This window comes from Enterobacter sp. 186315 (assembly GCF_053290175.1).
Genome location: NZ_JBPTTK010000019.1, coordinates 13,481 through 38,890 on the forward strand (window position 1 = coordinate 13,481; position 25,410 = coordinate 38,890).

Below are 25,410 nucleotides of genomic sequence, written 5' to 3' on the forward strand. Positions count from 1 at the left end.
CGGGCCTACGGGTCTTTTAGGTCGGGTAAGGCGAAGCCGCCACCCGACATGTTACTCCCCGCTCAACGCATCAAATTCTTCACATCCCGTATCAAACCCTTCGGTACAGCTCAGGTTCAGCCAGTACAGCGCCTTCTGTTTATTTGGCGTGATAAACCCTTTTTCACCCTGCTGGAACAGCATGCCCGCCCAGTATTCGGCGTAACCGGTGCGCGACAGCGACGAGCTGCGTTTGAACCACGACGCCGCTTTAACATCATCCTGCGCCACGTCAACGCCGTTGGCGTAAATCAACCCGAGCAGCATTTGCGCGTCGACCGCCGAGTCGTTGTCGATGTCCTCCGTCGCCGTTTGCAGCAGCTGGATGGCCTGCGGGTAGTCGGTCTTGCCTGCCTGAGTGTTAACCAGCAGGCGCGCCAGCATAATGGCGCCACGCTTGCTGCCTGCCAGATTGGCCTGCTGCGCGAGGGATTTCGCCTGCGCGTAATTTCCCTCGGTAAAGAGGATTTGCGAGAGCAGCCCCATCGCGTCGACATCGCCGCCTTTCGCCGCTTTCTCTGCCCACAGCGCCGCCTGTGCGCTGTCGCCGGAGCTAAAGTAGGTGTCGGCAAGATAATACTGGGCGCGCGCATCGCCGGCTTCAGCCTGCGCTTTATACTGACTGCCAATCTCATCGGCACGGGCAAGCGAGGTAAAAAGGAACAACAGCAGATAAATGTGTTTCATGGATTCTTATCATTAGGGTACATGCCGCGCAGTATAGTCGCGCGGACAGCAGAAAAAAACGGGTGCATTAAGACCTCAGCATCCTACAAGCCGGGCGGAACAGAGGTTCCGCCCGATGAGGTTAGCCTGCGAGGCAGGCTAATTTAGCCGCCACCTCATGATTTCCACTCTTTATTGTGAACTCGCACAATCTACCGCGATTAATAAAGGTGAATATCACTATGGTCAGGCAAATAATAACAACAATGCCTAACGCAGTTTTTAATGGCGTCATGCCTTTTACTCCTTGTGTAAATAAGAATAAGAGGCTACTCTCAACTTGTGGGTAGTTGAGGGGTAGCCTCGGGTTGTACTGACCCCAAAAAGTTGGACAGTTAAACACGAGGCACATAGGTCTGGGTTCGATATTCAATTGGACTCAGACCTTTTAATTTCAGGCTAATTCTTCTGCTGTTGTAGTACTCAATATATTCCGTAACAGCATCCTTCAGTTCGCTTATATTACTGAACTCGTCAAGATAAAAACACTCCGACTTTAAGGTTCCAAAGAAACATTCCACGACTGCATTATCCAGACAATTCCCTTTTCTTGACATGCTCTGTGTAATACCTTGTTCTTTAAGGATGTTTTGATACCTTCTCATACGATACTGCCATCCCTGGTCAGAGTGCAGAATAGGATGCTCGTGAGGCTTAAGCTTTTTGAATGCCTGATCGAGCATATTCTCGACCATGTTCATCACAGGTCTTTCCGACAGGCTATAAGAAATAACTTCGTTGTTGAAGAGATCTATTACTGGAGACAAATACAGCTTGCGCCCATTGACTGCAAATTCAGTAACATCGGTAACCCACTTCTCGTTTGGCCGTGTAGCCTTGAAATCCCTTTGGAGAACATTGGGGGCGGTTTGCCCTATCTCTCCTCTGTAGGAGCTGTATCGCTTGACCTTAATCGCTGCCTTAAGCGAGAGGGTTCCCATCAGGCGCTGAACAGCTTTATGGTTAATCCGTTCCCCGTCTCGATGGAGAGACAACGTTACCCTGCGGTATCCGTATCGACCTTTATTCTCGTGATAAATCTCACCAATACGCTTTTTAACATCCGCATACTTATCAGGCTTGCTGAGAGCCTTAAGATGGTAATAAAACGTACTGCGCGGTATCTCCGCTGCCTTGAGAAGCTCATCAAGAGGGTAAAACTGCCTTAGCTCGTTGAGTACTTTCACTTTTTCGCGGGATGAGCTAAGGCTTTCAGCTTTTTTAGATACGTAAGCCGCATTTCAAGGAATCGAACTTGTCTTTCAAGATCTTCGATACGTCGGTCTTTCGACAGCTCCAATGCTAACGCCGCTTTTTCTGGATCAACTGACATTGTAATGTTTCTTTTGGTGCCGATCTTGAGTGCGCGTAAACCAGCTTCTCCGTGCTCCTCATAGACTTTCAGCCACTTGGCTACAGAACCACTACCAGCAAGCATAAAGTGAGCAGCAGCCTGATTGAGGGACATCTGCTGCTCGGTCACGGCTTTCACGACCTTAATGCGCAACTCTGGATCAGCACTAACGCCTTTAGGTTTGGGAATTAAACCTTTTTCTCCATGTTTTTCATAGAGGGCAACCCACGTCCTGACCTGGGTTCGGGGTACACCAAAACGTGCAGAGATGATCCTGTAACCATCATCAGTTGTGAAGTAGTGATTCACGACTTCAAGGCGCTTTTCGAAGGGGTATTTTGGCTTTGACATATCAGGGACTATTCCATTTCATCGTCCAACAAAATGGGTGCAGTACAGGTAAATGCACATTTCCCGGGGCTTTCCACTTTCTGTCCCTCAACCATGCTCAAGACAGAAAGTCTTAAGCACCCGCCGCACATCTTATCCCTCTGAATTAAAATGCAAAGATGTAATTCATGCGCCGCGCTATTTACATTTTTTTGCGAGCCGCCTTCCGTAATTTTAATCGGCATTATTGATAAAACACGCACAAATAAAAATGGGGTGAATATATCACCCCATTTATTCAGCGTTTAATTAACGGCTTCACCCCATTGCGCTTTCACGCAGTCGGGATTTGAGCTTGTTATATTCGTCAATCACATACTGCTCGGCAGCATATTGATCGGCAATCGGCTCGACGCGAACGGCGCAATATTTATATTCCGGCGTTTTGGTTATCGGACTCAGGTTCTCCGTCACCAGCTCGTTACAGGCGCCAATCCACCACTGGTAGGTCATATAGACCGCCCCCTTGTTTGGCCTGTCGCTTACCTGCGCGCGGGTGATGATCCGCCCTTTGCGCGAGTTCACCCACACCAGCGCCTCATCTTCAATGCCCAGACGCTGTGCGTCCGCCGTGTTGATCTGCGCGTAGCCCGGTTCGTCCGCCAATGCCGCCAGTGCGGCACAGTTGCCGGTCATTGAACGACAGGAGTAGTGGCCCACTTCACGCACGGTGGAGAGCACCATCGGATACTCATCGGTGAGCTTATCGATTGGCGCAACCCAGTCGCAGGTGAAGAACTGCGCCAGCCCGTTCGGGGTGTCGAATTTCTCTTTAAAGAGATACGACGTTCCCTGGTCGGCCTCTGACTCATCGCGGCACGGCCACTGGATATACCCCAGCTCACCCATTTTTTCATAGGTTGCGCCGTAAAAGTCCGGACACAGGCCGCGCAGCTCGTCCCAGATCTCCTGCGTGTTGTTGTAGTGCATCGGATAACCCATGCGGGTGGCGATTTCGCTGATGATCTGCCAGTCCGTTTTCAGGTCCCACTTCGGCTCTACCGCTTTGAAGAAGCGCTGGAAGCCACGGTCTGCCGCTGTGTAGACCCCTTCATGCTCGCCCCATGACGTTGACGGTAAAATCACATCCGCCGCCGCCGCGGTTTTGGTCATAAAGATATCCTGGACGATCACCAGCTCCAGATCCTCAAAGCCTTTACGCACCGCAGACAGCTCGGCGTCGGTTTGCAGCGGATCTTCACCCATGATGTAGGCCGCGCGCACTTCGCCATGCGCCGCACGGTGCGGCAGCTCGCTGATGCGATAGCCGGTATGTTCCGGCAGGCTCTCCACGCCCCAGGCCTTCGCGAACTTGGCGCGGTTTTCCGGGAACTTCACGTACTGATAGCCCGGATAGGTATCCGGCAGCGCACCCATATCACAGGCACCCTGAACGTTATTTTGCCCACGCACCGGGTTCACGCCGACGTGCGCTTTACCCAGATTGCCGGTCAGCATCGCGAGGCTCGTCAGGGAGCGTACGGTTTCGACACCCTGATAGAACTGGGTGACGCCCATGCCCCACAGAATGGCGGCCGTTTTTGCCCCCGCGTACATGCGGGCTGCCTGGCGGATCTCCAGCGCGCTGACGCCGGTGATCGCTTCTACCGACTCTGGCGTATAGCCTTCGACGATTTTGCGATACTCTTCAAAGCCTTCGGTACGGCTCGCCACAAAGGCGCTGTCGTACAGGTTTTCCTCAATAATGACGTGGCCCATCGCATTCAACAGCGCGATGTTCGAGCCGTTTTTCAGTGCGATGTGCATATCCGCAATGCGCGCAGTTTCGATTTTACGCGGATCGCAGACGATGATTTTTGCCCCGTTCTGTTTAGCGCGAATGACGTGATTCGCGACGATAGGGTGAGAATCCGCCGGGTTATAGCCGAAGATAAACACCAGATCGGTGTTATCAATCTCGTTAATCGCGTTACTCATTGCGCCGTTACCGACCGACTGGTGCAGACCTGCAACCGATGGGCCGTGTCAGACGCGAGCGCAGCAGTCGACGTTATTGGTTCCAATAACGGCGCGCGCGAATTTTTGCATTACATAGTTGGTTTCATTACCCGTACCGCGTGAGGAGCCGGTGGTTTGAATGGCATCCGGACCGTATTTGGCCTTGATGGCGCTCAGGCGCGTGGCCACGTAGTCCAGCGCCTCGTTCCAGGAAACGGATTCCAGCTTGCCACCGCGCTCGCGGCGGATCATCGGGGTTTTCAGGCGCGGGGTCAGGATTTGGGTATCGTTAATAAAATCCCAGCCGTAATACCCCTTCAGGCACAGCGTGCCCTGGTTGGTTTTACCCTGCGCCGCTTCCGCCCGGACGATTTTGCCGTTATCGACCACCAGGTTTATCTTGCAACCTGAGGCACAATAAGGGCAGACCGTGACGACTTTTTTCATCGCTTTCGCTCCAGTTAATCAGTTCTTTCACACCCATTATGCAGCTTCTATGCCATGTTTTTATTGTGGGTATCTCCAGACTTTACGGGCGATATGCACGAAAAACCCTGACGAAAAACAGACAATCGTCAAAATTGACGTGTCGACGCGTGTGCCGAGGGATTGGGATTTCTCTGCTACTTCTCAGGAGAAGGGTTAATTACCGTAAAGCCAGCCCACCTGCGAGACTGGCCTTATGAAACGTTACTCAACCGCGCTGTTATTTGCTTCGCTTACCTTAACCAGCCAGCTGGCCCACGCCGATGTTATTGATGATGCTATTGGCAACATTCAGCAGGCGATCAATGACGCCTATAACCCCAACAGCAGCCGCAGCAATAATGACGATGACGACGAACGTTACGATCGCAGCCGTCAAACCGACAGCCGACAGTACGACGAGCGGCGCAGGCAGCTTGATGACCGGCGTCGGCGGTTAGACGAGCGCCAGCGCCAGCTTGATGAGGACCGGCGCCAGCTGGAAGATGACGAGCGTCGGCTAGAGGATGATTACGACAGAGGATAAGTGCGGCCTGTTGCCGCCACCCGGCACGCTAATCCAGCACTAAAACCATCCCGTCATACCCCGCTTCGATGCCCTCGGGCAGCGGGTTGTCCATCATCCACACGTCGAACTCGTGGCTGATGTGGGTCAGGATCACCTGCGGACAGCCAATCACCTCGTTTAACGCTCTGACGGTGTTTAAATCACAGTGATTACGCGGGGTTTGAACGCGCGGAGGATGGCTACAGTCGATGATCATCACCTGCGGCTGGTTGTTGAGCAAAAACTTCAGGGTCTTATCCGGCAGCCCGGCGGTGTCCGACAGCCACGCCACCCGGCTGTGGGCGCTTTCCAGCAGATAGCCGAAGGTCAGCTTCGAGTGGTTCAGCGGCAGCGGGGTAACGCGCAGCCCCTGAAGCTCGAACACCACAAACGGCTCAACCCTATGGCTGAAATCAAGAATGCCCGGATGCTTAAACAGGTCGTCACAGCCCGCCTCGTCCGGCGGGCCGTACACCGGGATCGTCGACCCCACACCCCAGCGCAGAGTAAATAACCCCTGGACGTGATCCATATGGTAGTGGGTCAGTAAAAACTGCTGAAAACTGCCCGCCGCCCGGTCGTCTACCAGGTGCGGGTTGCCCGCATCCAGCAGCGTCACCGCGTCGTTGAATTTGACCACCGCGCTACAGGGGCGGCGGCGATGGGCCTCCTGTAAACGCGCCCGGCGGCAGGCGGCGCAGTCGCAGCCAAACACCGGCACCAGCTGTGCCCCACCCGTACCCGTCAGCGTGATTGTCAGACTCATAACGCACCTCTACAGCGGTTTGGTGAATCGGAAATGGCTCTGCGTATATCCTTCGCGAACGTAAAAACGGTGCGCGTCGGTGCGCTTGACGCTGGTGGACAGCTCCGTCAGCTCGGCGCCCGCCTGGCGGGCCACCTCTTCGGCCCACGCCAGCAGCTGGCTGCCGATTTTCAGCCCGCGCGCCTGCGGCATCACCACCAGCTCCTGGATCTCGCCGATCCAGCGCGCGTGATGCAGGTGAAACTGCATGTGCAGGCCGATCAAGCCGATAATCTGCCCGTCCACCTCCGCCAGCTGATAGCGCATGTTGTGATCCTGCAAATTGGCAAGATAGCCGGCGTGAAAGGCCTGATGATCGAACTCGGCCTGCTTAAGCTCGCAGATCAGGGCATAGACGATCTGCGCGTCGTCGGCAGCGGCGGGGCGAAGCTGGCAGTCAGGCATGCTGTGTCTCCTTCTGGCGGATAAGCGATAAAAAGCTATCGACTGACTGTAGCAAACTTCCGTCGTTATTGAGGATGTGGCACGCCGACGGGGTATAGCGCGCCGCGCGTTCCAGACGCTGTTCAATCTCTTTGGCGTTCTCGCGCCCCCGGCTTTGCAGACGGCTGCGCAGCACCTCGGGCGATACCTGCAAGCAGACCGGCAGCAGAGCCGATTCATACCGCGCCAGCGCCTGCGGCAGATGGGCGCGGGAGCCATTCACCAGCACGTCAAATCCGGCGTGCAGCCACAGGTCTATCTCTATTCCCACGCCGTAGTAAAAGCCGTTCGCGTGCCAGCTGAGCGCCAGCAGGTTCTGCCCGGCACGGGTGAAAAACTCCTGTTCGCTCAGGGCGATATGGTTCTCGCTTCCGGCGTTTGCCGCCCGGGTGATGTAGCGATGGGCCACCAACAGCCGCGTATGTTCCCGCTCTCGTAGCGCCGACAGCAGGCTGTCTTTACCGGAGCCGGACGGCCCCATTAACCAGATCAGTTTTCCCATTAAAACACCCGTTTTCCCTGACGCCAGACATGGTCGATATGGATGTGCTCGCCTTTACGATGCGCCAGCACCAGATCCGCCCGTTTCCCCTCCGCAATCACCCCGCGATCCGAAAGATTGAGCGCGTCCGCCGGGTTCTTCGTCACCAGCCGAATCGCCTGAGGCAGCGTGAACGCGTTGTCTTTATCATCGGCCACGCGAAACGCCGCATCGAGCAGGCTGGCGGGGTAGTAATCGGAGGAGAGAATATCCAGCAGGCCGAGGGAGGCGAGCTGGCTTGCCGCCACGTTGCCGGAGTGCGAGCCGCCGCGCACGATGTTGGGCGCGCCCATCAGCACGTTCATTCCGTGTTTGCGGGAGGCTGCTGCCGCGTCGAACGTGGTGGGAAATTCGGCGATCACGCTGCCAAGCCGGTGGGATTCCGCCACGTGATCGTGTGTGGCATCGTCGTGGCTGGCAAGAGCGATATTGCGATCCCTGCACATCGCCGCGATGGCCTGGCGGTTGGGCTGCGACCATCGCGCGGCAAGCTGAAGCTGCTCCTCTTCATAGCGCGCCATCTCCACGTCGCTGAGGGAATATTTGCCCTGATAATATTCGCGATACTTCTCGATGTTGGCGAACTGGCGCTGTCCCGGTGAGTGATCCATCAGCGAGACCAGGGTGACCGGCTCGCGCCCGACCAGCTTTTCAAACAGCGGCAGGGTGGTATGATGCGGTAGCTCGCAGCGCAGGTGCAGGCGGTGCTCGGCGCGGTTGAGGCCGCGCTTTTGGGTCTCCTCGACGGCGTTGATCATCTTCTCCAGATTTTCCAGACGATCGCCGCCGTCGCGCACGTCGCCGATCGCCACCGCGTCCAGCACGGTGGTGATCCCGCTGGCGACCATCAGCGCGTCGTGGCTGCTCATCGCCGAATGGGCAGGCCAGTCGACTTTCGGACGCGGGGTGAAAAATTTATCCAGGTTATCGGTGTGCAGCTCGATTAGCCCCGGCAGCAGCCAGCCGCCTTCACCGTCCATCGCCTCGGGGGAACGGCTCTGGGTTTCGGCGTAGGCGCGGATCGTACCGTCATGGATTTCAATGGAGCCGTCTACGACCTCGTTTTCCAGCACCAGCTTAACGTTATTGATAATCATGCGGTTGTCCCCATTGGGTGCAGTCTGTCCGCCACGCGCGAGCGCACGGCGTCGTCGTGGAAGATCCCGACGATCGCCGCGCCGCGCGCTTTGGCCTGTTCGATCAGTTCCACCACGGCGGCGCTGTTTTTACCGTCCAGCGAGGCGGTGGGTTCATCGAGGAGCAAAATCGGGTAGTCGACGATAAAGCCGCGCGCGATATTGACGCGCTGCTGCTCGCCGCCGGAAAAGGTCGACGGGGCGAGGTGCCACAGGCGTTCCGGCACGTTCAGGCGCGTCAGCAGGCTGGCGGCTTTGGCGGCGCAGGTATCGCGCGGCACGCCGAGATCGAGTAACGGCTGCATCACCACGTCGAGAGCGGACACGCGCGGGATCACCCGTAAAAACTGGCTGACCCAGCCGATGGTCGAGCGGCGCACGTCCAGCACCTTGCGCGCCGGAGCCTGTACCAGATCGACCCACTCGTCGCGGTGGCGAATACGGATGTGCCCTTCGTCCGGCAGATAGTTGCCGTACAGGGAGCGCAGCAGGGTGGATTTACCGCTGCCGGAGTGGCCGTGCAGCACCACGCATTCGCCGTGAGTGACCTCAAGAGAGGCGTTTTGCAGCACCGGCAGCCGTACGCCGTTTTGCTGGTGGAGTACGAAGGTTTTACTGACGTTTTCAACGTGGATCATGTTGGCCTCGCGGGGTTTTTATGCCGGGTGGCGGCTTCGCTTACCCGGCAAAACGAATATCGCACCGTGTAGGCCGGGTAAGGCGCAGCCGCCACCCGGCAAAACAGCGCCCTCAATTCTGCAAAACGGACGACACCAGCAGCTGGGTATACGGATGGTGAGGATCGTCCAGCACCCGGTCGGTCAGCCCACTTTCCACCACCTCGCCGCTCTTCATCACCAGCAAACGGTCCGCCAGCAGGCGCGCCACGCCCAAATCATGGGTGACAATCACCACCGCCAGGTTCAGCTCCACCACCAGGCCGCGCAGTAGGTCGAGCAGGCGCGCCTGCACCGACACGTCCAGCCCGCCGGTGGGTTCGTCCATAAACACCAGCTTCGGGTGCGTCACCAGATTGCGGGCGATTTGCAGACGCTGCTGCATCCCGCCGGAGAAGGTTGTCGGCAGATCGTCGATGCGCGCGGCGGGGATCTCCACCTCCTCCAGCCAGCGCTGCGCGGTGGCGCGGATGTTGCCGTAGTGCCGCGCGCCGGTCGCCATCAGCCGTTCGCCGATGTTCCCGCCCGCCGACACCTGACGGCGCAGGCCGTCCAGCGGATGCTGATGCACCACGCCCCACTCGGTGCGCAGCAGGCGGCGGCGCTCGCCCTCGCTCATGCCGTACAGGGACTGGCCCTCATACACAATGTCGCCATTCTGCGGCGTCAGGCGCGCCGAGATAGACTTCAGCAGGGTGGTTTTGCCGGAGCCGGACTCGCCGACAATCCCCAGCACTTCCCCCGGCCACAGCTCAAACGACACGTCGCTGAAGCCTTTGCCCGGCGCGTAAAGGTGGGTCAGGTTATTAACCGAAAGCAGCGGTTTCATTGGCTGTTGGCCTCGCTCTGTTGGCGGCAGAAATCGGTATCGGAGCAGACAAACATCCGTTTGCCCGTGTCATCCAGCACCACTTCGTCCAGATAGCTGTGCTTCGAGCCGCAGATGGCGCACGGCTCGTCCCACTCCTGCACCGTAAACGGGTGATCGTCGAAATCGAGGCTTTCAACGCGGGTGTACGGCGGCACGGCGTAGATGCGCTTTTCGCGCCCGGCGCCGAACAGCTGCAACGCGGGCATCATGTCCATCTTCGGGTTATCGAATTTCGGGATTGGGGAGGGATCCATCACGTAGCGCCCGTTAACCTTCACCGGATAGGCGTAGGTGGTGGCGATATGGCCGAAGCGGGCGATATCCTCATACAGCTTCACCTGCATGATCCCGTACTCCTCCAGCGCGTGCATGGTGCGGGTTTCGGTTTCGCGCGGCTCGATAAAGCGCAGCGGCTCCGGGATCGGCACCTGGAAAATCAAAATCTGATCTTCCGCGAGCGGAGTTTCCGGGATGCGGTGGCGGGTCTGAATGAGCGTGGCGTCTTCCGTGCGTTCGGTGGTGTTCACCCCGGTGACGCGCTTGAAGAAGTTGCGGATAGAAACCGCGTTGGTGGTGTCGTCCGCTCCCTGATCGATGACCTTCAGCACGTCGGACTCGCCGATCACGCTGGCGGTGAGCTGAATACCGCCGGTTCCCCAGCCGTAGGGCATCGGCATTTCGCGACCGCCAAACGGCACCTGATAGCCCGGTATCGCCACCGCTTTTAAAATGGCGCGGCGGATCATGCGTTTGGTTTGCTCGTCCAGATAGGCAAAGTTGTAGCCGCTTAAGTTAGCCATTTTCACGCTCCCGTTGCAGGCGTTTCAGCAGTTCCAGTTCGGCCTGGAAATCGACGTAGTGCGGCAGCTTGAGGTGCGAGACAAAGCCTGCGGCCTCGACGTTATCCGCGTGGGCCAGCACGAACTCCTCGTCCTGCGCCGGGCCCGCGACGGGCTCGCCGTAGTCCGGAGCCTGCAAGGCGCGATCGACCAGCGCCATCGCCATCGCTTTACGCTCGCTCATGCCAAACACCAGCCCGTAGCCGCGCGTGAAGTGCGGGGCGTCATCCTCCGGGGCCACGAAGCCGTTCACCATTTCGCACTCGGTCATCAGCAGTTCGCCGACGTTCACCGCAAAACCCAGCTCTTCCGGCACAATTTCGATGTCGATATAGCCGCTGCGGATTTCTGCGGCAAACGGGTGGTTGCGCCCGTAGCCGCGCTGGGTGGAGTAGGCCAGCCCCAGCAGGTAGCCCTCGTCGCCGCGCATCAGCTGTTGCAGGCGCGACGAGCGGGAGCAGGGATACGCCGGGGGCGTGCGGGTGATGTCGTCAGGCGTGCGGCCCGTGTCTTCTTCGGCTTTCGCCAGCCCCTGACCGGCCAGCAGGCTAAAGACGTGCGGCGCCGCCTCGTGCGGGGCGTCGGAGGTGGCAGGCGGCGGCGTTTCACCGTTCGCCAGCAGGGTGAAATCGAGCAGGCGGTGGGTGTAATCACAGGTCGGGCCAAGCAGCTGACCGCCGGGAATATCTTTGTAAACCGCAGAGATTCGGCGCTCCAGGCGCATCTCTGCCGAGTTCAGCGGCTCGCTGACCGCCAGCTTTGCCAGCGTGGTGCGGTACGCGCGCAGCAGAAAAATGGCTTCGACGTTATCGCCGCTGGCCTGCTTCAGCGCCAGCGCCGCCAGCTCCCGGTCCGCCACGCCGCCTTCGGTCATCACCCGGTCGACGGCCAGGTTAAGCTGCTGTTCTATCTGGGCAACGCTCAGCGCGGGAAGCCGCTCATCGCCCCGTCGTCTGTGCTCCTGCAACGCATGGGCGGCGGCTATCGCCTTCTCGCCCCCTTTTACGGCGACATACATCAGCACACCTCCACATGGGTGGTTCGCGGGATAGCCAGCAGGCGTTCGCCGCAGGTCAGGATCAGATCGATACCGAGCGGGAACGGATGCGGGCGCTCGGTCAGCTCATGAAGAATGCACTCCGGCAGCTGGGGCGCGACCATGCGCTCCTCGGCGATCCCCGCCCCGGTCAGACGCAGCATGCGCCCGCCGCTCAGGCTCGATACCTGCACAATCAGCGTGGCGCTGGTCTCCGGGGCGACGGCGCTGCCTTCGCTCAGGGCGTTAAGCTGTTCCAGGCCGATCTGCTCGTCGGCGACCGCAAACAACGCCTGCCGGGGCTGCTCGACCAGCGGGGCGCCGGTGTGAAAACGCAGGTTCTGGCAGGCGATGTCGTTCGACAGCGCCCCCGAGAGCCACACCGGGGTGTCGTTATCCGCAAGGGTCAGCAGCACGCTGGTGGTGGCGAGGTTTAGCGGCAGCCAGCCCTGTGAAAGCTGATGCAGCGAGACGATCACGCCGGGCTCGCTCATGGCCTTCAGCAGGCGGCGGAAGCTGTGCTGGGCGTCCTGGACGGCCAGGGTAAAAGCGGGTTGAAGCGTCATGCGTTATCTCCGCGAACGAGCGTAAAGAAGTCGACCCGGCTGGCGTTCACTTCGGCCTGGCGTGCGGCAAGTCGTGCGGCGCGGTCGGCTTCCAGCGGGGCAATTAAGGTTTCCATCAGGGACTGAAAATGCGCGGGTTCCTGCATCAGCGCGTCGATCGCCGCGCAGCGTTCGGCGTGCTCTTTATCGCGCCCGAGCACGTAGCCGTAGCCGAGCGTGCCGCTTCTCAGGCGGATAGCCGCGCGGGTGAGGGTGGCATCCCCGGCGAAGAAGCGATCGCCCGTGCCGCCCATGCGCGCCTGGATCTGCACCAGGCCAATTTCCGGGGCGCGCAGGATGTCGTAGTCGGGCGTGAGGCCGAGCGCGTTCATGCGGCTGCGCAGCGCCTCGGGCCGGCTGTGGGCCAGGACGCGCATCCAGCGCTGGCGGGTGGAGGTGTCGTGGTGCATTCAGTGCTCCATGGTGAATTCAATCATGTCGGCGCGGGTCAGGCTGACGGAGTACTCCGTCGCGTCGATCTCGCCGTCACGGTGGTTAAGGGTGCGCACGCAGAGCAGGGGAGCCATGTTGGGGATTTCCAGCACCTTGCTCTCTTTGGCCTGCGCGCGGCGGGCGCTGATGCGCGTCTGGGTGCGCCTCAGCACAATGCCGGTAGCGTGGGTCAGGAAGTCGTGCAGCGAACCGCTGGCGAAGTGTTGCAGCACCGGCCAGAGGCTGAGGTCGGCGAAGTAGTGATCTATCTGGCAGACCGCCACGCCGTTGACCCGGCGCAGGGTACGCAGGTGAACCACGCTGTCCCCCTCCTGCACGCCGAGCGCGTCCGCCACGTGGCTGGAGGCCGGGCGCAGCACCGAGAGCAGCTTTTCGCTGGTGGGATGGCTGCCCTGATCGAGCAGGTTCTGGCTAAAGCGCGCCTGGGCGTTGAGGGGGTAGTCGAACGGGCGCATCAGCACCAGCACGCCTACGCCCTGGCGACGCTGCACCCAGCCGCGTTCAACCAGCTGGTCAATGGCGCGGCGCAGGGTGTGGCGGTTGACCTCATAGCGGTCGGCAAGCTGCTGTTCGGCGGGCAGGTAGTCTCCACAGCGGTAGTGGGCGCGCAGCTCTACTTCGAGCTTTGCGGCAATCTCTTGCCAGCGCGTCGGATAACTGGTCGGATGTCTGGATAAGTGCATATAAAACAAAGCCTCGCTTCTCAGATGAAGTGCTTACGCAAACGTTGAGAGAGGAAATCCAGCAGGCTGACGGTGACGATAATAAGCACCATCAGGGCGCAGGTTTGCTGGAACTGGAAGCCGCGAATCGCTTCCCACAGGGTCACGCCGATGCCGCCTGCACCCACCATCCCGACGACCGTCGCCGAGCGAACGTTAGACTCAAAGCGGTACAGCGAGTAGGAGATCAGCAGCGGCATCACCTGAGGCAGGACGCCGTAGAGGATCTCTTCGATTTTGTTAGCGCCCGTCGCGCGAATGCCTTCCACCGGGCCGGGTTCAATGGCTTCCACCGCCTCGGAGAGCAGCTTGGAGAGCACCCCGGTGGTGTGGATGAACAGCGCCATGACGCCCGCGAACGGCCCCAGACCGACGGCGACCACGAACAGCATCGCGAAGACCATTTCGTTGATAGCGCGACAGGCGTCCATCAGGCGGCGCATCGGCTGATAGATCCACCACGGCACGATGTTCTCGGCGCTCATCAGGCCAAAGGGAATGGAGAGGATGACCGCCAGCGCGGTGCCCCAGACGGCGATTTGCAGGGTGATCGCCATTTCGCCGAGGTAGTCCTGCCACTGGCTGAAGTCCGGCGGGAAGAAGTCGGCGGCGAAGGTCGCCATGTTGCCGGAATCTTTGAAAAGCAGCAGCGGATCCATTTCCGCGCCCTTCCAGGAGATAACCAGCACCGCCAGCAGAACGGCCCAGCTAAAGAGCGAGAACCAGCTGCGTTTTGGCGGCGGGAGGGTGATGGTTTGCATGTTGTCTCCTTGTGTTTTTTATTCCCTCTCCCTTGAGGGAGAGGGTTAGGGTGAGGGGGAAATGTGCGCGCTGATGCCCTCACCCCGGCCCTCTCCCACAGGGAGAGGGAGAAAAGCGTTACTGCACCGCTTTATTCACGCTGGTCATTGCACCCAGCGCGGCGGTCAGGCGGTCGAGATCGTCCAGCTGGGCCTGGATCTCAGACACTTTGCTGGTCTTCTCTTCGTCCTTCAGCCCTTTGTTGTCCTTCACGCCCTGCATCTGCTTAAACAGCGCCAGCTGGCGAATCGGCACCAGTTGCAGGTCGCTGGAGGCGCGGAAAGGCGCCCAGCCCAGACGCTCAAGCACCGCTTTCTCTTCCGGCGTTTTGCCGTAGGTCATAAAGAAGTCGTACACCTTGTCCTTGGTGGTTTCGGAGAGGTTTTTACGCCACACGATCGGGTCGCCCGGGATCAGTGGCGATTTCCAGATAACCTTGATCTCTTTCAGCTTGTCCGGGGCAGAGGTCTTCAGCTTGTCGAGGTTTTCGGTATTGTTGGTGGCGACATCCACCTGCTTATTCGCCACGGCCAGCGCGTTGGTTTCATGGCTGGCGTTGACGGTACGCTTGAAGTCGCTGGCGGAGGCGTTGTTTTTGGCGAAGACGTAATAGCCCGGGACGAGGAAGCCGGAGGTGGAGTTCGGATCGCCGTTGCCAAAGGTCAGGTCTTTGCGTTTCGCGAGCAGGTCGTTGAGGTTGTTGATGGGGCTGTCTTTGTTGACGATCAGCACGCTCCAGTAGCCCGGGGAGCCATCTGCCGCCACGGTCTGGGCAAAGACCTGGCCGTTCGCGCGATCCACCGCTTCCATCGCCGAGAGGTTGCCGTACCAGGCGATATCCACCTTGTTGAAGCGCATCCCCTGGATGATGCCCGCGTAGTCCGGGGCGAAGAAGGCGTTTACTTTGATCCCCAGTTTGGTTTCCATATCTTTCAGGAAGGGTTCCCACTGCGGCTTCAGGTTCTGCTGTGATTCCGTCGAAATAATGCCGAAGTTCAACGCTTTTTCCTGCTCTTGTGCGTACGCCGGGCTTAACAGGGTGCTGATGCTGAACATGCTGGTAAAGGCCAGCGCGGCAACCGTTTTATAGCTCATTTCCATTCCTCGTAGTGGGGACGTTAAGCAGCCTGCGCGCGCTCTTCGACGCGGTTTACGCTGCGGTAGAGATGGTCAAAACGTTCGTTATCAAACTGATGGCTTGGGCCATCGAAGAAGACGTGTCCCTGACGCAGGGCGACGATGCGCTCGCAGTAGCGCAGGGCGTAATCCACCTGATGCAGCGTCACCACCACGGTGATGCCGTCGTTCTGGTTAATGTCGCGCAGGGTCTCCATCACGATGCGGGCCGATTCCGGATCGAGAGAGGCGATAGGCTCGTCGGCAAGAATGACTTTCGCTTTCTGCATCAGCGCCCGGGCAATCGCCACGCGCTGCTGCTGGCCGCCGGAGAGCGTGGAAACGCGCTGGTGGGCGAAATGGGCCATGCCGACGCGGGTCAGCGCCCGTAAGGCCTCCTGCTTCTGCGAAGGAGAGAACCAGCGCAGGCAGGTGCGCCAGAACGGGGTGCTGCCGAGGGCGCCAATCAGCACGTTCTCCAGCACCGTCAGGCGATTCACCAGGTTGAACTGCTGGAAGATATAGCCCGTCTGCGCGCGGCTTTTGCGGATGTCCCGCGCCAGACGCCCGGCGCGCTGCACGGTGTTACCGAGCAGCTCAACGTGGCTTTCCGGGGTTTTATCGCAGGTGATGAGCCCGCTTAAATGACGCAGAAGGGTGGATTTACCGGAACCGGACGGCCCCAGCAGCGCCACCATCTCACCCTGCTGGACGGTCAGATCAACGGAATACAGCGCCTTATTGTGATGAAAGGTCTTGCTGAGTTTCTCGACGCGGATGACGGTTTGCATGTGCGTGGCCTCACGATAAATGTGGCCTCATGCTGGCGTATCAATGTGACATTTGGGTTAAGTCATTGTTGCGGGAGTTTGAAGAGTTGAGACAAAAGCGATGACAGTACCTGTCGTTTGTAGGCCGGATAAGCGCAGCGCATCCGGAAAAAGCGCCCGGCGGCGCTTCGCTTGCCAGGCCTACAAAAGACTACTGCTGCTTAACGACGTTGATCATCCATGGCACGCCGTATTTATCGGTCACTTTCCCGAATCCGTGCGCCCAGAAGGTCTCCTGCCAGGCCATTTCGATATTCCCGCCAGCGGCGAGGCTATCGAACCAGCGCTTGCCTTCCTCAACGTCCTGGGTGTCGAGCACAAGCGTAAAGCCCGCGTATTGCGCGCTGCTGCCGGGCGGCAGTCCGTCGCTCATCATGATATCGCTGCCGGCGATGCGGACGTTGGAGTGGGCGATGGCGGAATCAGGAAACTGCATACCGGACGGACAGCCTTCTTCGCTGTGGTCGTCTTTTGGCATATCGCCGAAGGTGATTGTGTAGAGTACTTCTGCGCCGACGGCCTGCTGATAAAAGGCGCTTGCCTCTGCACAGCTCCCGGCGAATGAGATGTAGGGACTTAACGGCATAATCTTTACCTCAGGTAAGAGAAGCCAGATAAGTTTAGTTGGTGTAGGCCCGGTAAGCGAAGCGCCACCGGGCCTGTGGGTTAATCATCAGTTCTTTTTCACGAACTCAGATTTCAGCTTCATCGGGCCAAAGCCGTCAATTTTACAGTCGATATTATGATCGCCTTCAACCAGACGGATATTCTTCACTTTGGTGCCGATTTTCAGCATGGAAGAGCTGCCTTTGACTTTCAGATCTTTTACCACGGTGACGCTGTCGCCGTCGGCCAGCAGATTGCCGTTGGCATCTTTCACGATCAGCGTATCGCTGTCCTGCGACGGTTCTGCATCGTTCCATTCATGTGCGCATTCCGGGCAGATGAACATGCCATTATCTTCGTAGGTATATTCAGAATTGCATTTTGGGCAGTGTGGGAGTTGCATGTCGGTATCCTCAAAAAAGTGCGTAACGGGCTGGAAAGTGCCAGCGAAATGACGGCAGGGTGCCGAAAAAGGCGGCAAGTATAGCGTAAATCCACAATCTTGTCGGTGATATTCGCGCATTAAAAAAGCGTTAAAAAGGATTCTGGAATGACATGTCCTGTCAGTCAGTTAAGCGAGACTTACTGCAATTAGGCAGTGGAAAACATTGATGCTAATTATATCAATTATTTTATTGCCGCAAATTGCTACCCTTCTTCATTTCGGATAAGGTGAAGCGGTAAATCGTTATTAATCCCCGGTTCCTCCCGTCATGCCGTTAATGACGGCGGTAAATTACCTCTCTTTTTTGGTGGGTAAATAACGATGATATATCCTGAAGTTCTCTGAGAGTGCGCTACGCTTTTTATCTTTTGGTTTTCCGACCAGAGGGGAACTTTACACGCTAAACAGCAAATAAAAATATAATGTTGATAATCATCAAATAGTTATATTTGAGTGAACATGTTTTCCCCACGTGATCATATAAGCCGAAACAGCATAATAAAAACGAAGTGGCTTAATAAAAGTAATAAATTTGCGTTAAGGAAAGGCTTTTATCATGCACACACAGACCATTTTTGAATTAAGCCAGGAAGCTGAGCGTTTGCTTAAGCTCGCCTTACAGAATCTTGATACGCTCAAATCAATGCCCGCCGCGGTGTTGGATAGTACAACGTCTGCTATTAGCGGCGTGAATAATAACGTCCTGCCTTTGCATTTCAGCGCCCGCGGCGTAGAGGCCCAGCAGGCGATGCTGAATAATGAATTACGCAAAATTACCCGCCTCGAAATGGTGCTGGCCATTGTCGGTACAATGAAGGCGGGAAAATCCACCACCATTAATGCGATTGTCGGCACGGAAGTACTGCCGAACCGTAACCGTCCGATGACCGCGCTGCCGACGCTTATCCGCCACACCCCCGGCCAGAAGGAGCCGGTGCTGCATTTTACCCACGTGTCGCCGATTGATACCTTGCTTCAGCAGTTGCAGCACAAGCTGTGCAACGCCGATCGCGGGAAGCTGACCCGCCGCCTCGAAATCGATAAAGACATGAACGCCCTGCTGGGGCGGATCGAAAAGGGCGAGGCTTTCGAAAAACATCATCTTGGCGCAGAGCCAATATTTCACTGCCTGAAAAGCCTGAACGATCTGGTGCGTCTATCCCTGGCGCTGGGCGTGGATTTTCCGTTTACGGAATACGCTGCCATCGAACATATCCCGGTTATCGAGGTGGAGTTTGTCCATCTGGCGGGGCTGGACGCGCATCTTGGTCAACTGACGCTGCTGGATACGCCGGGGCCGAACGAGGCCGGGCAGCCGCACCTGCAAAAAATGCTTACCGAGCAGCTGGCGCGCGCTTCGGCAGTGCTGGCGGTGATGGATTACACCCAGCTTAAATCGATTTCTGATGAAGAGGTGCGCCAGGCGATTTCCGCCGTCGGCAAATCCGTGCCGCTGTATGCGCTGGTCAATAAGTTCGACCAGAAAGATCGCAACAGCGACGATGAGGAGCAGGTCCGGGCGATGATTTCCGGCACCCTGATGAAAGGGAATATCTCGCCGGGGCAGATTTACCCGGTGTCGTCCATGTGGGCCTATCTGGCGAACCGCGCCCGCTATGAGCTGACCGCCAACGGTCGCCTGCCGAACCATCAGGCCCAGCGCTGGGTGCAGGACTTTGCCGAAGCGGCGCTCGGGCGTCGATGGCGCACGGCGGATTTAGACGATATCGACCATATTCGCCACGCGGCCGACCTGCTGTGGGAGGATTCGCTGTTCGAACAGCCGATCCGCAAGCTCATTTATGCCGCCTACGCCAACGCCTCTTTATTTGCCCTGCGCTCGGCGTCGCACAAGCTGCTGAACTACGCGCAAAACGCCCGGGAGTACCTCGATTTTCGCTATCAGGGGCTGACGGTGGCCTTTGAGGCGCTGGAGCTGAATATTGCCCGCCTTGAAGAGGATATGGCGCTGCTTCAGACGCGCCAGAGCGTGGTCAGTGATGAAGTGCAGCACGAGGTAGAGCAGGCGCTTGGCGCAACGGATCTGTTTATTGCCCGGCAGAAAACAGCGCTACAAGCCGCGATCGATCGTGTCTTCAGCCACGACAGCGTGCTTGATTTAGCGGGCATTGAGCCGGGTAAGGCCAGCGACGACGGGCAGAACGCGTTTACACAGCTGGTGCTGGAAGACGAGGGCCAGGCGCAGATCGTGCTGAGTAAGATCCGCTCCGCCTGCGAAACGATCGTGCTGGACGCGCAGAACAAAATCAGCCGGGAGCTGGCGCTGCGCTTCGATCAGCTGGAATCAACGCTGGCGCGCTCGCTGAATGAGGCGATGCGCCCGATCGAAACGCGTATAAAAGAACAGCTGAGCCATTCGGGATTCCGCGCGCGGATCAGCTTCCCGGCGTTTCAGCCCAGCCAGCTGAACTTCAACACCCGGGCGCTGTTTACTGACGCTATCGCGATGGACAATCGCCCGGCCGGGCAGCCTTCCACCGCGGGCAGCGTGCGTGAAACGGTCTCCCGCTGGCTCAATAATCCGGGCTGGGGCTGGGAAGATTACGTGATGACGCGTACCCGCTACGTGATTGATATTGCGCAGCTTCACGACAGGTTTAAGCAGCATATTGACCAGTTTTGTGAACAAATCCGTAAAGCTTTGGCCGCGCAGGTCGATGTCTCTGTTACGGCGGGTATGGCGACGTTCTTTGCGGAATTTTCGTTATGCCTGACCGGGTTACAGGAAAGCTTGCGTGATAGCCTCGCCGTCCGTCAGCAGAACGAGCACTCCACCCGGGCGCTTAGCCAGCTGCTGAAGCACAGTATTACGACCGCGACGTGGATTCAGGAAGATACCCGACTGTTACGCGATGATATTCAAACCCTTTTCGCAGCAGAGCAACCATGACAACACGGCTACTGGACGGTCCCGGGCGGACGCTGGAGTGTATTCATCCCAAATTTATGGTCGATCTGGTTCAGGGGGAGGACGCGGTGCGTCACGCCCCGCTGGGGCCACAGCAGCTGCACTTTCGTGAGCGTTTGACGCAGGAGATCGTGACGCATACCCGGCTGAGGCCGTGGGCAATGGTGGGAATGCTCAACGAAAATGCGGCGCTGCGTCTGGGGCTGGCTGAAAAGCTGGCGGGCATGCTCGATCCCGGGCATCTGGCGTTGACCCGCATGACCGACAAGCTGACGGCGCTGCGGATGCAGGCTAATCCTCGCTCCCCGCAGTCGCCGGGGCTGATGCAGCAGTACGACGAACTCTCCTCCCATTTTCAGCAGCGTGCGGCCTATAAAGAGAAGGCCTTAACCCAGCGCGGCCTGACGGTGCAGGCCGGTGAGCACAGCGAGCAGATTTTCACCCGCTGGCGCGCCGGGCATTACGACGGCTGGTCGCTCGCCGGGCGCTGTTACATCGTGCTGGAAGAGTTGCGCTGGGGGGCGTTTGGCGACGCGTGTCGTCTGGCGAATCAGGATGTGGCCGACATGCTGAAGGATAATTTGCGCAGCATGGCGGCGAACTATCTCGCCCAGGGGATTAACGCCTCGCCCACGACCCGCCATTTTTACCACCAGTGGCTGACGACTCCGGCATCGCCGGGGCTGGTGGATCATAAAGATATGCTCGGCTGGCTGGGCGACTGGTGTCAGGCGGAGAGGCATCCCGTGAGCTGGTCGGTAACGCAGAACTGGCAGACCGTGGCGCTGGGAATGCCGAGGCTGTGTTCCGCAAAGCGGCTGGTGGATGGGATGGTAGAGGAGATATTTGGGGTTTAATGACGCCCTCTCTGTGGGAGAGGGCGTAGTATCACTCAGTGATGCATCTCAACCGGTTTCACCTCGACCTGCTTCTCCGGCACTGCGCCAAAGCGTTTTGCGTACAGCGCGGTAATAATCGGCACCAGAATCGCGGTTACAATCACGCTCGCGGCAACCAGCGCGGTGGCGGAGGCGGCGACCGGTTCAAAGGCCGGGTTGATCTGGGCGATAATCATCGGGTTTGCCACGGCGGCCCCTGCGGCGGATGAGGCGGCGACGCCTGCGGTGCCGTTACCGCCGCCAATCACGCGGTCGGCAATAATCAGTGGAATACCGGTAATCACGATAACCGCCACACCCAGCACAATCCCCAGCAGACCCGTTTCGAGGATCACGTTCAGGTTAATGGTGTTACCCAGCGCGAAGCCGAAGAACGGGATCAGCACCGGCGTCGCCTTGCTGAAGAAATCACGCAGATCGTGGTCAAGGTTGCCCAGCGCGAAACCAATCAGGAACGGCAGGACGGCACCGATAAAGTGATGCGGCTCGAAGGTCGCCAGCCCGGCAGAGCCGAGGATCAGCATGGTCATCAGCGGGCCAGATTCCAGAGACATCAGCACGAACGCGCCGGACTCCTCTTTGGTGCCGTACTGGTTCATCAGGCTCGCATACAGCCCGCCGTTGGTCATATCCATCGCCGAAACAATCGCCAGCACGGATAATCCGGCGAAGAATCCGGTCTGAATGCCGTTCTCAGGAATAAACAGCGCACAGATCATCGCGACCACCCACGCGACCGCGATTTTGGTGATCACCAGCGTCCCGGATTTGCGCAGTACCGTCCCCGTTGCGCGTAAATTAATGGACGCACCAATACAGAAGAACCAGACCGCGAGGATCGGAACGGTACCGGTGATCATTCCTTTGGTAAACCCACCGAAATAAGCGCCGGTGTTCGGTGCCAGGGTATTTAAAATGGCGCCAAGCACCAGCGGAACCAGCATCATCCCGCCAGGAATGCGTTCAATCGTGGCTTTAATCTTCATGTTGAGTCCTCACATCTCACCCCGCGTAGTTGACGAAAAGGGTGAAAAAAATAAATCAATAAATTCAACGTATTGACCGCTCGTTCCGGCGGTAAATTCGTTATCCATGCAGTAAGGTTAAATAAGTGCTTTCTGTTAAGCGTCCGCAGAAAGTACTCAGAAAGCGGTGCGTGGACGTATCATGCGATCATCGGAATGGTGATTCAATGAAAATAAAACAGCGTTTTAGTTATCTGAATCACATATTTCGTGTAAACATTTGTGAGGCCAACTAACAATTAAAATTTCTGTAAATATGCTGTGAAGAAAAGTGGATGATATTTTGTTGCAGGAGGAATAATAACGGGTGGAATAATCTTTTTATGGCTGTGCTTGAGAATCATCTAAAGTGGGAAATTGACAAAACCTGAAGCCCGCTGACCTTATGTAAAATTAAACGTGAAGTTGATCACAAATATAAACGCTGGTAGGGTAAAAAGGTCACTAACTGCCCAGACAGGCGTCAACAGGTTCGGTTGTATAGACGTTAAAACGTCAATGTAAGTAAACCTGCTACGCTTGATGAAGGGGATGCGCAAGAGGCGCTCACCAGGCTCACAGACCCGCATTTTTCTGTGGTGCAGACAGGGCTCAGTCTACGAGGAAAGCTATGCTTAAAAGGAAAAAAGTAAAACCCATTACCCTTCGCGACGTCACCATTATTGATGACGGGAAGTTGCGTAAGGCCATTACCGCAGCGTCGCTGGGTAATGCGATGGAGTGGTTCGATTTTGGCGTTTACGGCTTTGTGGCCTATGCGTTAGGTAAAGTGTTCTTCCCCGGTGCCGATCCGAGCCTGCAAATGATTGCCGCGCTGGGTACCTTCTCTGTTCCCTTCCTGATCCGTCCTCTGGGTGGCCTGTTCTTTGGGATGCTCGGCGATAAATACGGTCGTCAGAAGATACTTGCCATCACCATTGTCATTATGTCGATCAGTACGTTCTGTATTGGTTTGATACCCTCTTACGCCACTATTGGTATCTGGGCGCCGATCCTGCTGCTGCTGTGTAAGATGGCGCAGGGCTTCTCCGTCGGCGGTGAGTATACCGGTGCCTCTATCTTTGTCGCCGAGTACTCCCCGGACCGTAAGCGTGGGTTTATGGGAAGCTGGCTGGACTTCGGTTCGATTGCCGGGTTTGTGCTGGGCGCGGGCGTTGTCGTACTGATTTCAACCGTGGTCGGCGAAGAGAACTTCCTCAGCTGGGGCTGGCGTATTCCGTTCTTCCTGGCGCTGCCGCTGGGCATCATTGGCCTCTACCTGCGTCATGCGCTGGAAGAGACGCCGGCGTTCCAGCAGCACGTTGAGAAGCTGGAGCAGGGCGATCGTGAAGGCTTGCAGGAAGGCCCGAAAGTGTCGTTCAAAGAGATTGCCACCAAACACTGGCGCAGCCTGCTGACCTGTATTGGCCTGGTTATCTCGACTAACGTCACCTACTACATGCTGCTGACCTACATGCCGAGCTATCTGTCGCATAACCTGCACTACTCGGAAGATCACGGCGTACTGATTATTATCGCCATCATGGTCGGGATGCTGTTTGTCCAGCCGATTATGGGGCTGCTGAGTGACCGCTTCGGCCGTCGTCCGTTCATTATTCTGGGCAGCGTCGCGCTGTTTGCACTCTCTATTCCGGCCTTCGTGCTGATCAACAGTAACGTGCTGGGGCTGATTTTTGCCGGTCTGCTGATGCTGGCGGTGATCCTCAACTGCTTCATCGGGGTGATGGCTTCTACGCTGCCAGCGATGTTCCCGACGCACATTCGTTACAGCGCGCTGGCGGCAGCCTTTAACATCTCGGTGCTGATTGCCGGTCTGACGCCGACGCTTGCCGCGTCGCTGGTGGAAAGCACGCAGGACCTGATGATGCCCGCCTATTACCTGATGGTGATCGCGGTGATTGGTCTGGCGACCGGTCTGACCATGAAGGAAACGGCTAACCGTCCGCTGAAAGGGGCAACCCCTGCGGCGTCGGATATTCAGGAAGCGAAAGAGATCCTGCGCGAGCACTACGACAACGTAGAGCAGAAGATTGAAGACATCGATCTTGAGATCGAAGAGCTTCAGAAAAAACGTTCTCGCCTGGTGGATCAGCATCCACGCATCAACGAATAAATCTTTCTCGCCATAACAAACGGGGTGCTATTACAGCACCCCGTTTTACGTTTAGCAGCCCGCCGCGATGTAATCGCCGTTGGCGCTGATGGGGATCACCGTCAGGAACAGCACCGTCGCAAACAGGATCAGCGCTACCCCGCCGACAATTTTCACCAGCGGCATCAGCCAGCTCAGGGAAGACCCGCCGCCGAAAAAGGCCACCGTGCGCTCGCGGGCATAACGCACCGCCAGAGACAGCCCCATAATCGACAGCGCGGTGCCGAGCGCCATCGTCATCACCGCCGCCATTCCCCAGGTGACGATACCCAGCGCGTTCGAGAACATCAAAATCATGATGGCACCGCTGCACGGCCGCGCGGCAATCGCCAGAATCACCCCCAGACGCGTTTTCCAGTCGCCCTGAGCGAGGTCGGCGCCCACGCCATGATGACCGCACCCGCACTGCTCGTCGTGCTGATGCAGCAGTTTAATGGCGCGCACGGTCATTTTCGGCGGACGCAGGCTTTTTAGCGCCTGGTAAATCACAAACGCCCCGAAGGCGCCAATCATCACGGCGCTGATTTTCTCTACGTACCAGCGGCTGGCGCTGAGATCGCCGGAGGCGAGGTTAAACCCGACCGCCAGAATAAAGACGAACAGGATCGCGCTGACGCCCTGCATCAGGCTGCCGATAAAGGGCACCACGCGCGCGGCCAGCAGGCTCTCTTTGTTGGTGCTGAGATAGGTAGTGACGATAAATTTGCCGTGTCCCGGCCCGATAGCATGAAGCACGCCGTAAAAAAACGCGCCGGTCAGCAGCCATAATCCGCCGCTGTACTGGTGGTTGTTGAGTTGCAGCAGGTACATAACCAGATAGCGGTGCAGCGTGATTTGACTGGCAAGACACCACTGAATAAATGCATTCCAGTGGCTGTGCAGGGTAAAGCCAGCCGCCAGAACAATCAGCAGCATTAGCCCCGCCGTGGGGATGCGCCAGTCGTGGGTAAGACGTTGTGCGGTCATGATAAGGCTCG

General features: G+C 57.7%; 26 protein-coding genes. 4 read left to right on the top strand and 22 right to left on the bottom strand.

The features are described from left to right. Positions 1-51 precede the first annotated feature (51 nt). From ACSVHP_RS18005 to fdhF, 4 genes are all read right to left on the bottom strand, one after another. A complete protein-coding gene (locus tag ACSVHP_RS18005) occupies positions 52-726 on the bottom strand; it encodes a tetratricopeptide repeat protein (RefSeq protein ID WP_447552614.1) in 675 nt (224 codons plus the stop codon). A gap of 121 nt (positions 727-847) precedes the next feature. Further along, positions 848-1,000 (bottom strand): Hok/Gef family protein, encoded by a 153-nt coding sequence (locus ACSVHP_RS18010; RefSeq protein ID WP_447552615.1) that lies wholly within the window; start codon positions 998-1,000, stop codon positions 848-850. Positions 1,001-1,100: 100 nt separating this feature from the next. Further along, positions 1,101-2,470 (bottom strand): IS3-like element ISKpn8 family transposase gene (locus ACSVHP_RS18015; protein ID WP_085956500.1). Its coding sequence is split into 2 segments (ribosomal slippage): positions 1,101-1,990 and positions 1,990-2,470, totalling 1,371 coding nucleotides; the frame shifts between segments, so codons are not numbered across the junction. A 297-nt stretch (positions 2,471-2,767) separates the two neighbouring features. Beyond that, a complete protein-coding gene (fdhF, locus tag ACSVHP_RS18020; protein WP_234676050.1) occupies positions 2,768-4,915 on the bottom strand; it encodes a formate dehydrogenase subunit alpha in 2,148 nt (715 codons plus the stop codon). A gap of 235 nt (positions 4,916-5,150) precedes the next feature. On the opposite strand from fdhF, the gene yjdP reads away from it, so the two are divergent. Beyond that, entirely contained in the window at positions 5,151-5,480 is a 330-nt protein-coding gene (gene yjdP, locus ACSVHP_RS18025; RefSeq protein ID WP_447552616.1) for a DDRRRQL repeat protein YjdP, read from the top strand. 28 nt (positions 5,481-5,508) lie between these two features. On the opposite strand, the gene phnP is transcribed toward yjdP, so the two are convergent. The 16 genes from phnP to ACSVHP_RS18105 form a co-directional block, all read right to left on the bottom strand. Next, the gene (phnP, locus tag ACSVHP_RS18030) at positions 5,509-6,267 is read right to left on the bottom strand and encodes a phosphonate metabolism protein PhnP (RefSeq protein ID WP_447552617.1); all 759 of its coding nucleotides are present in this window, start codon (positions 6,265-6,267) and stop codon (positions 5,509-5,511) included. A 9-nt stretch (positions 6,268-6,276) separates the two neighbouring features. Continuing rightward, positions 6,277-6,711 (bottom strand): aminoalkylphosphonate N-acetyltransferase, encoded by a 435-nt coding sequence (gene phnO / locus ACSVHP_RS18035; RefSeq protein WP_447552618.1) that lies wholly within the window; start codon positions 6,709-6,711, stop codon positions 6,277-6,279. Beyond that, entirely contained in the window at positions 6,704-7,252 is a 549-nt protein-coding gene (gene phnN / locus ACSVHP_RS18040) for a ribose 1,5-bisphosphokinase (protein WP_447552619.1), read from the bottom strand. The genes phnO and phnN overlap by 8 nt, the downstream gene beginning before the upstream one ends. Next, complete coding sequence (phnM, locus tag ACSVHP_RS18045; protein WP_447552620.1) at positions 7,252-8,388, bottom strand: alpha-D-ribose 1-methylphosphonate 5-triphosphate diphosphatase; 1,137 nt, start codon at positions 8,386-8,388, stop codon at positions 7,252-7,254. The genes phnN and phnM overlap by 1 nt, the downstream gene beginning before the upstream one ends. Further along, positions 8,385-9,065 (bottom strand): phosphonate C-P lyase system protein PhnL, encoded by a 681-nt coding sequence (phnL, locus tag ACSVHP_RS18050; protein WP_447552621.1) that lies wholly within the window; start codon positions 9,063-9,065, stop codon positions 8,385-8,387. Before phnL ends, phnM begins: the two co-directional genes overlap by 4 nt. 112 nt (positions 9,066-9,177) lie before the next feature. Next, positions 9,178-9,933 (bottom strand): phosphonate C-P lyase system protein PhnK, encoded by a 756-nt coding sequence (phnK, locus tag ACSVHP_RS18055; RefSeq protein WP_447552622.1) that lies wholly within the window; start codon positions 9,931-9,933, stop codon positions 9,178-9,180. Then, complete coding sequence (gene phnJ / locus ACSVHP_RS18060; protein WP_447552623.1) at positions 9,930-10,775, bottom strand: alpha-D-ribose 1-methylphosphonate 5-phosphate C-P-lyase PhnJ; 846 nt, start codon at positions 10,773-10,775, stop codon at positions 9,930-9,932. The genes phnK and phnJ overlap by 4 nt, the downstream gene beginning before the upstream one ends. Further along, the gene (locus ACSVHP_RS18065; protein WP_447552624.1) at positions 10,768-11,832 is read right to left on the bottom strand and encodes a carbon-phosphorus lyase complex subunit PhnI; all 1,065 of its coding nucleotides are present in this window, start codon (positions 11,830-11,832) and stop codon (positions 10,768-10,770) included. Before ACSVHP_RS18065 ends, phnJ begins: the two co-directional genes overlap by 8 nt. Continuing rightward, the gene (gene phnH / locus ACSVHP_RS18070; protein WP_447552625.1) at positions 11,832-12,416 is read right to left on the bottom strand and encodes a phosphonate C-P lyase system protein PhnH; all 585 of its coding nucleotides are present in this window, start codon (positions 12,414-12,416) and stop codon (positions 11,832-11,834) included. Before phnH ends, ACSVHP_RS18065 begins: the two co-directional genes overlap by 1 nt. Beyond that, positions 12,413-12,865: a phosphonate C-P lyase system protein PhnG gene (gene phnG / locus ACSVHP_RS18075; protein WP_417314552.1), complete on the bottom strand. Its 453-nt coding sequence runs from the start codon at positions 12,863-12,865 to the stop codon at positions 12,413-12,415. Before phnG ends, phnH begins: the two co-directional genes overlap by 4 nt. After that, positions 12,866-13,591 carry a phosphonate metabolism transcriptional regulator PhnF gene (gene phnF, locus ACSVHP_RS18080; RefSeq protein WP_447552626.1) on the bottom strand — a complete coding sequence of 242 codons (726 nt, stop codon included), beginning with the start codon at positions 13,589-13,591 and terminating at the stop codon, positions 12,866-12,868. 20 nt (positions 13,592-13,611) lie between these two features. Next, on the bottom strand, positions 13,612-14,391 hold the full coding sequence (gene phnE / locus ACSVHP_RS18085) for a phosphonate ABC transporter, permease protein PhnE (protein ID WP_234676080.1): 780 nt from the start codon (positions 14,389-14,391) through the stop codon (positions 13,612-13,614). 118 nt (positions 14,392-14,509) lie between these two features. Continuing rightward, positions 14,510-15,526, bottom strand: coding sequence for a phosphonate ABC transporter substrate-binding protein (phnD, locus tag ACSVHP_RS18090; RefSeq protein ID WP_447552627.1), 1,017 nt, complete (start codon positions 15,524-15,526; stop codon positions 14,510-14,512). 23 nt (positions 15,527-15,549) lie between these two features. Continuing rightward, positions 15,550-16,338: a phosphonate ABC transporter ATP-binding protein gene (phnC, locus tag ACSVHP_RS18095; protein WP_447552628.1), complete on the bottom strand. Its 789-nt coding sequence runs from the start codon at positions 16,336-16,338 to the stop codon at positions 15,550-15,552. 190 nt (positions 16,339-16,528) lie between these two features. After that, entirely contained in the window at positions 16,529-16,963 is a 435-nt protein-coding gene (gene yjdN, locus ACSVHP_RS18100) for a VOC family metalloprotein YjdN (RefSeq protein ID WP_447552629.1), read from the bottom strand. Positions 16,964-17,050: 87 nt separating this feature from the next. After that, positions 17,051-17,386, bottom strand: coding sequence for a zinc ribbon domain-containing protein YjdM (locus ACSVHP_RS18105; RefSeq protein ID WP_042719123.1), 336 nt, complete (start codon positions 17,384-17,386; stop codon positions 17,051-17,053). Positions 17,387-17,984: 598 nt separating this feature from the next. Between ACSVHP_RS18105 and crfC the strand changes: the two genes are divergently transcribed. Next, the gene (gene crfC, locus ACSVHP_RS18110) at positions 17,985-20,339 is read left to right on the top strand and encodes a clamp-binding protein CrfC (RefSeq protein WP_447552630.1); all 2,355 of its coding nucleotides are present in this window, start codon (positions 17,985-17,987) and stop codon (positions 20,337-20,339) included. Beyond that, positions 20,336-21,214, top strand: coding sequence for a diguanylate cyclase regulator RdcB family protein (locus ACSVHP_RS18115; protein ID WP_447552631.1), 879 nt, complete (start codon positions 20,336-20,338; stop codon positions 21,212-21,214). The genes crfC and ACSVHP_RS18115 overlap by 4 nt, the downstream gene beginning before the upstream one ends. A 35-nt stretch (positions 21,215-21,249) precedes the next feature. Here ACSVHP_RS18115 and kdgT read toward each other — a convergent pair whose 3' ends face one another. Continuing rightward, a complete protein-coding gene (gene kdgT, locus ACSVHP_RS18120) occupies positions 21,250-22,242 on the bottom strand; it encodes a 2-keto-3-deoxygluconate transporter (protein ID WP_234676002.1) in 993 nt (330 codons plus the stop codon). Positions 22,243-22,891: 649 nt separating this feature from the next. On the opposite strand from kdgT, the gene proP reads away from it, so the two are divergent. Then, a complete protein-coding gene (gene proP / locus ACSVHP_RS18125) occupies positions 22,892-24,394 on the top strand; it encodes a glycine betaine/L-proline transporter ProP (protein ID WP_234676000.1) in 1,503 nt (500 codons plus the stop codon). 51 nt (positions 24,395-24,445) lie between these two features. Here proP and ACSVHP_RS18130 read toward each other — a convergent pair whose 3' ends face one another. Beyond that, positions 24,446-25,399: a nickel/cobalt transporter gene (locus ACSVHP_RS18130; RefSeq protein ID WP_447552632.1), complete on the bottom strand. Its 954-nt coding sequence runs from the start codon at positions 25,397-25,399 to the stop codon at positions 24,446-24,448. Positions 25,400-25,410 lie beyond the last annotated feature (11 nt).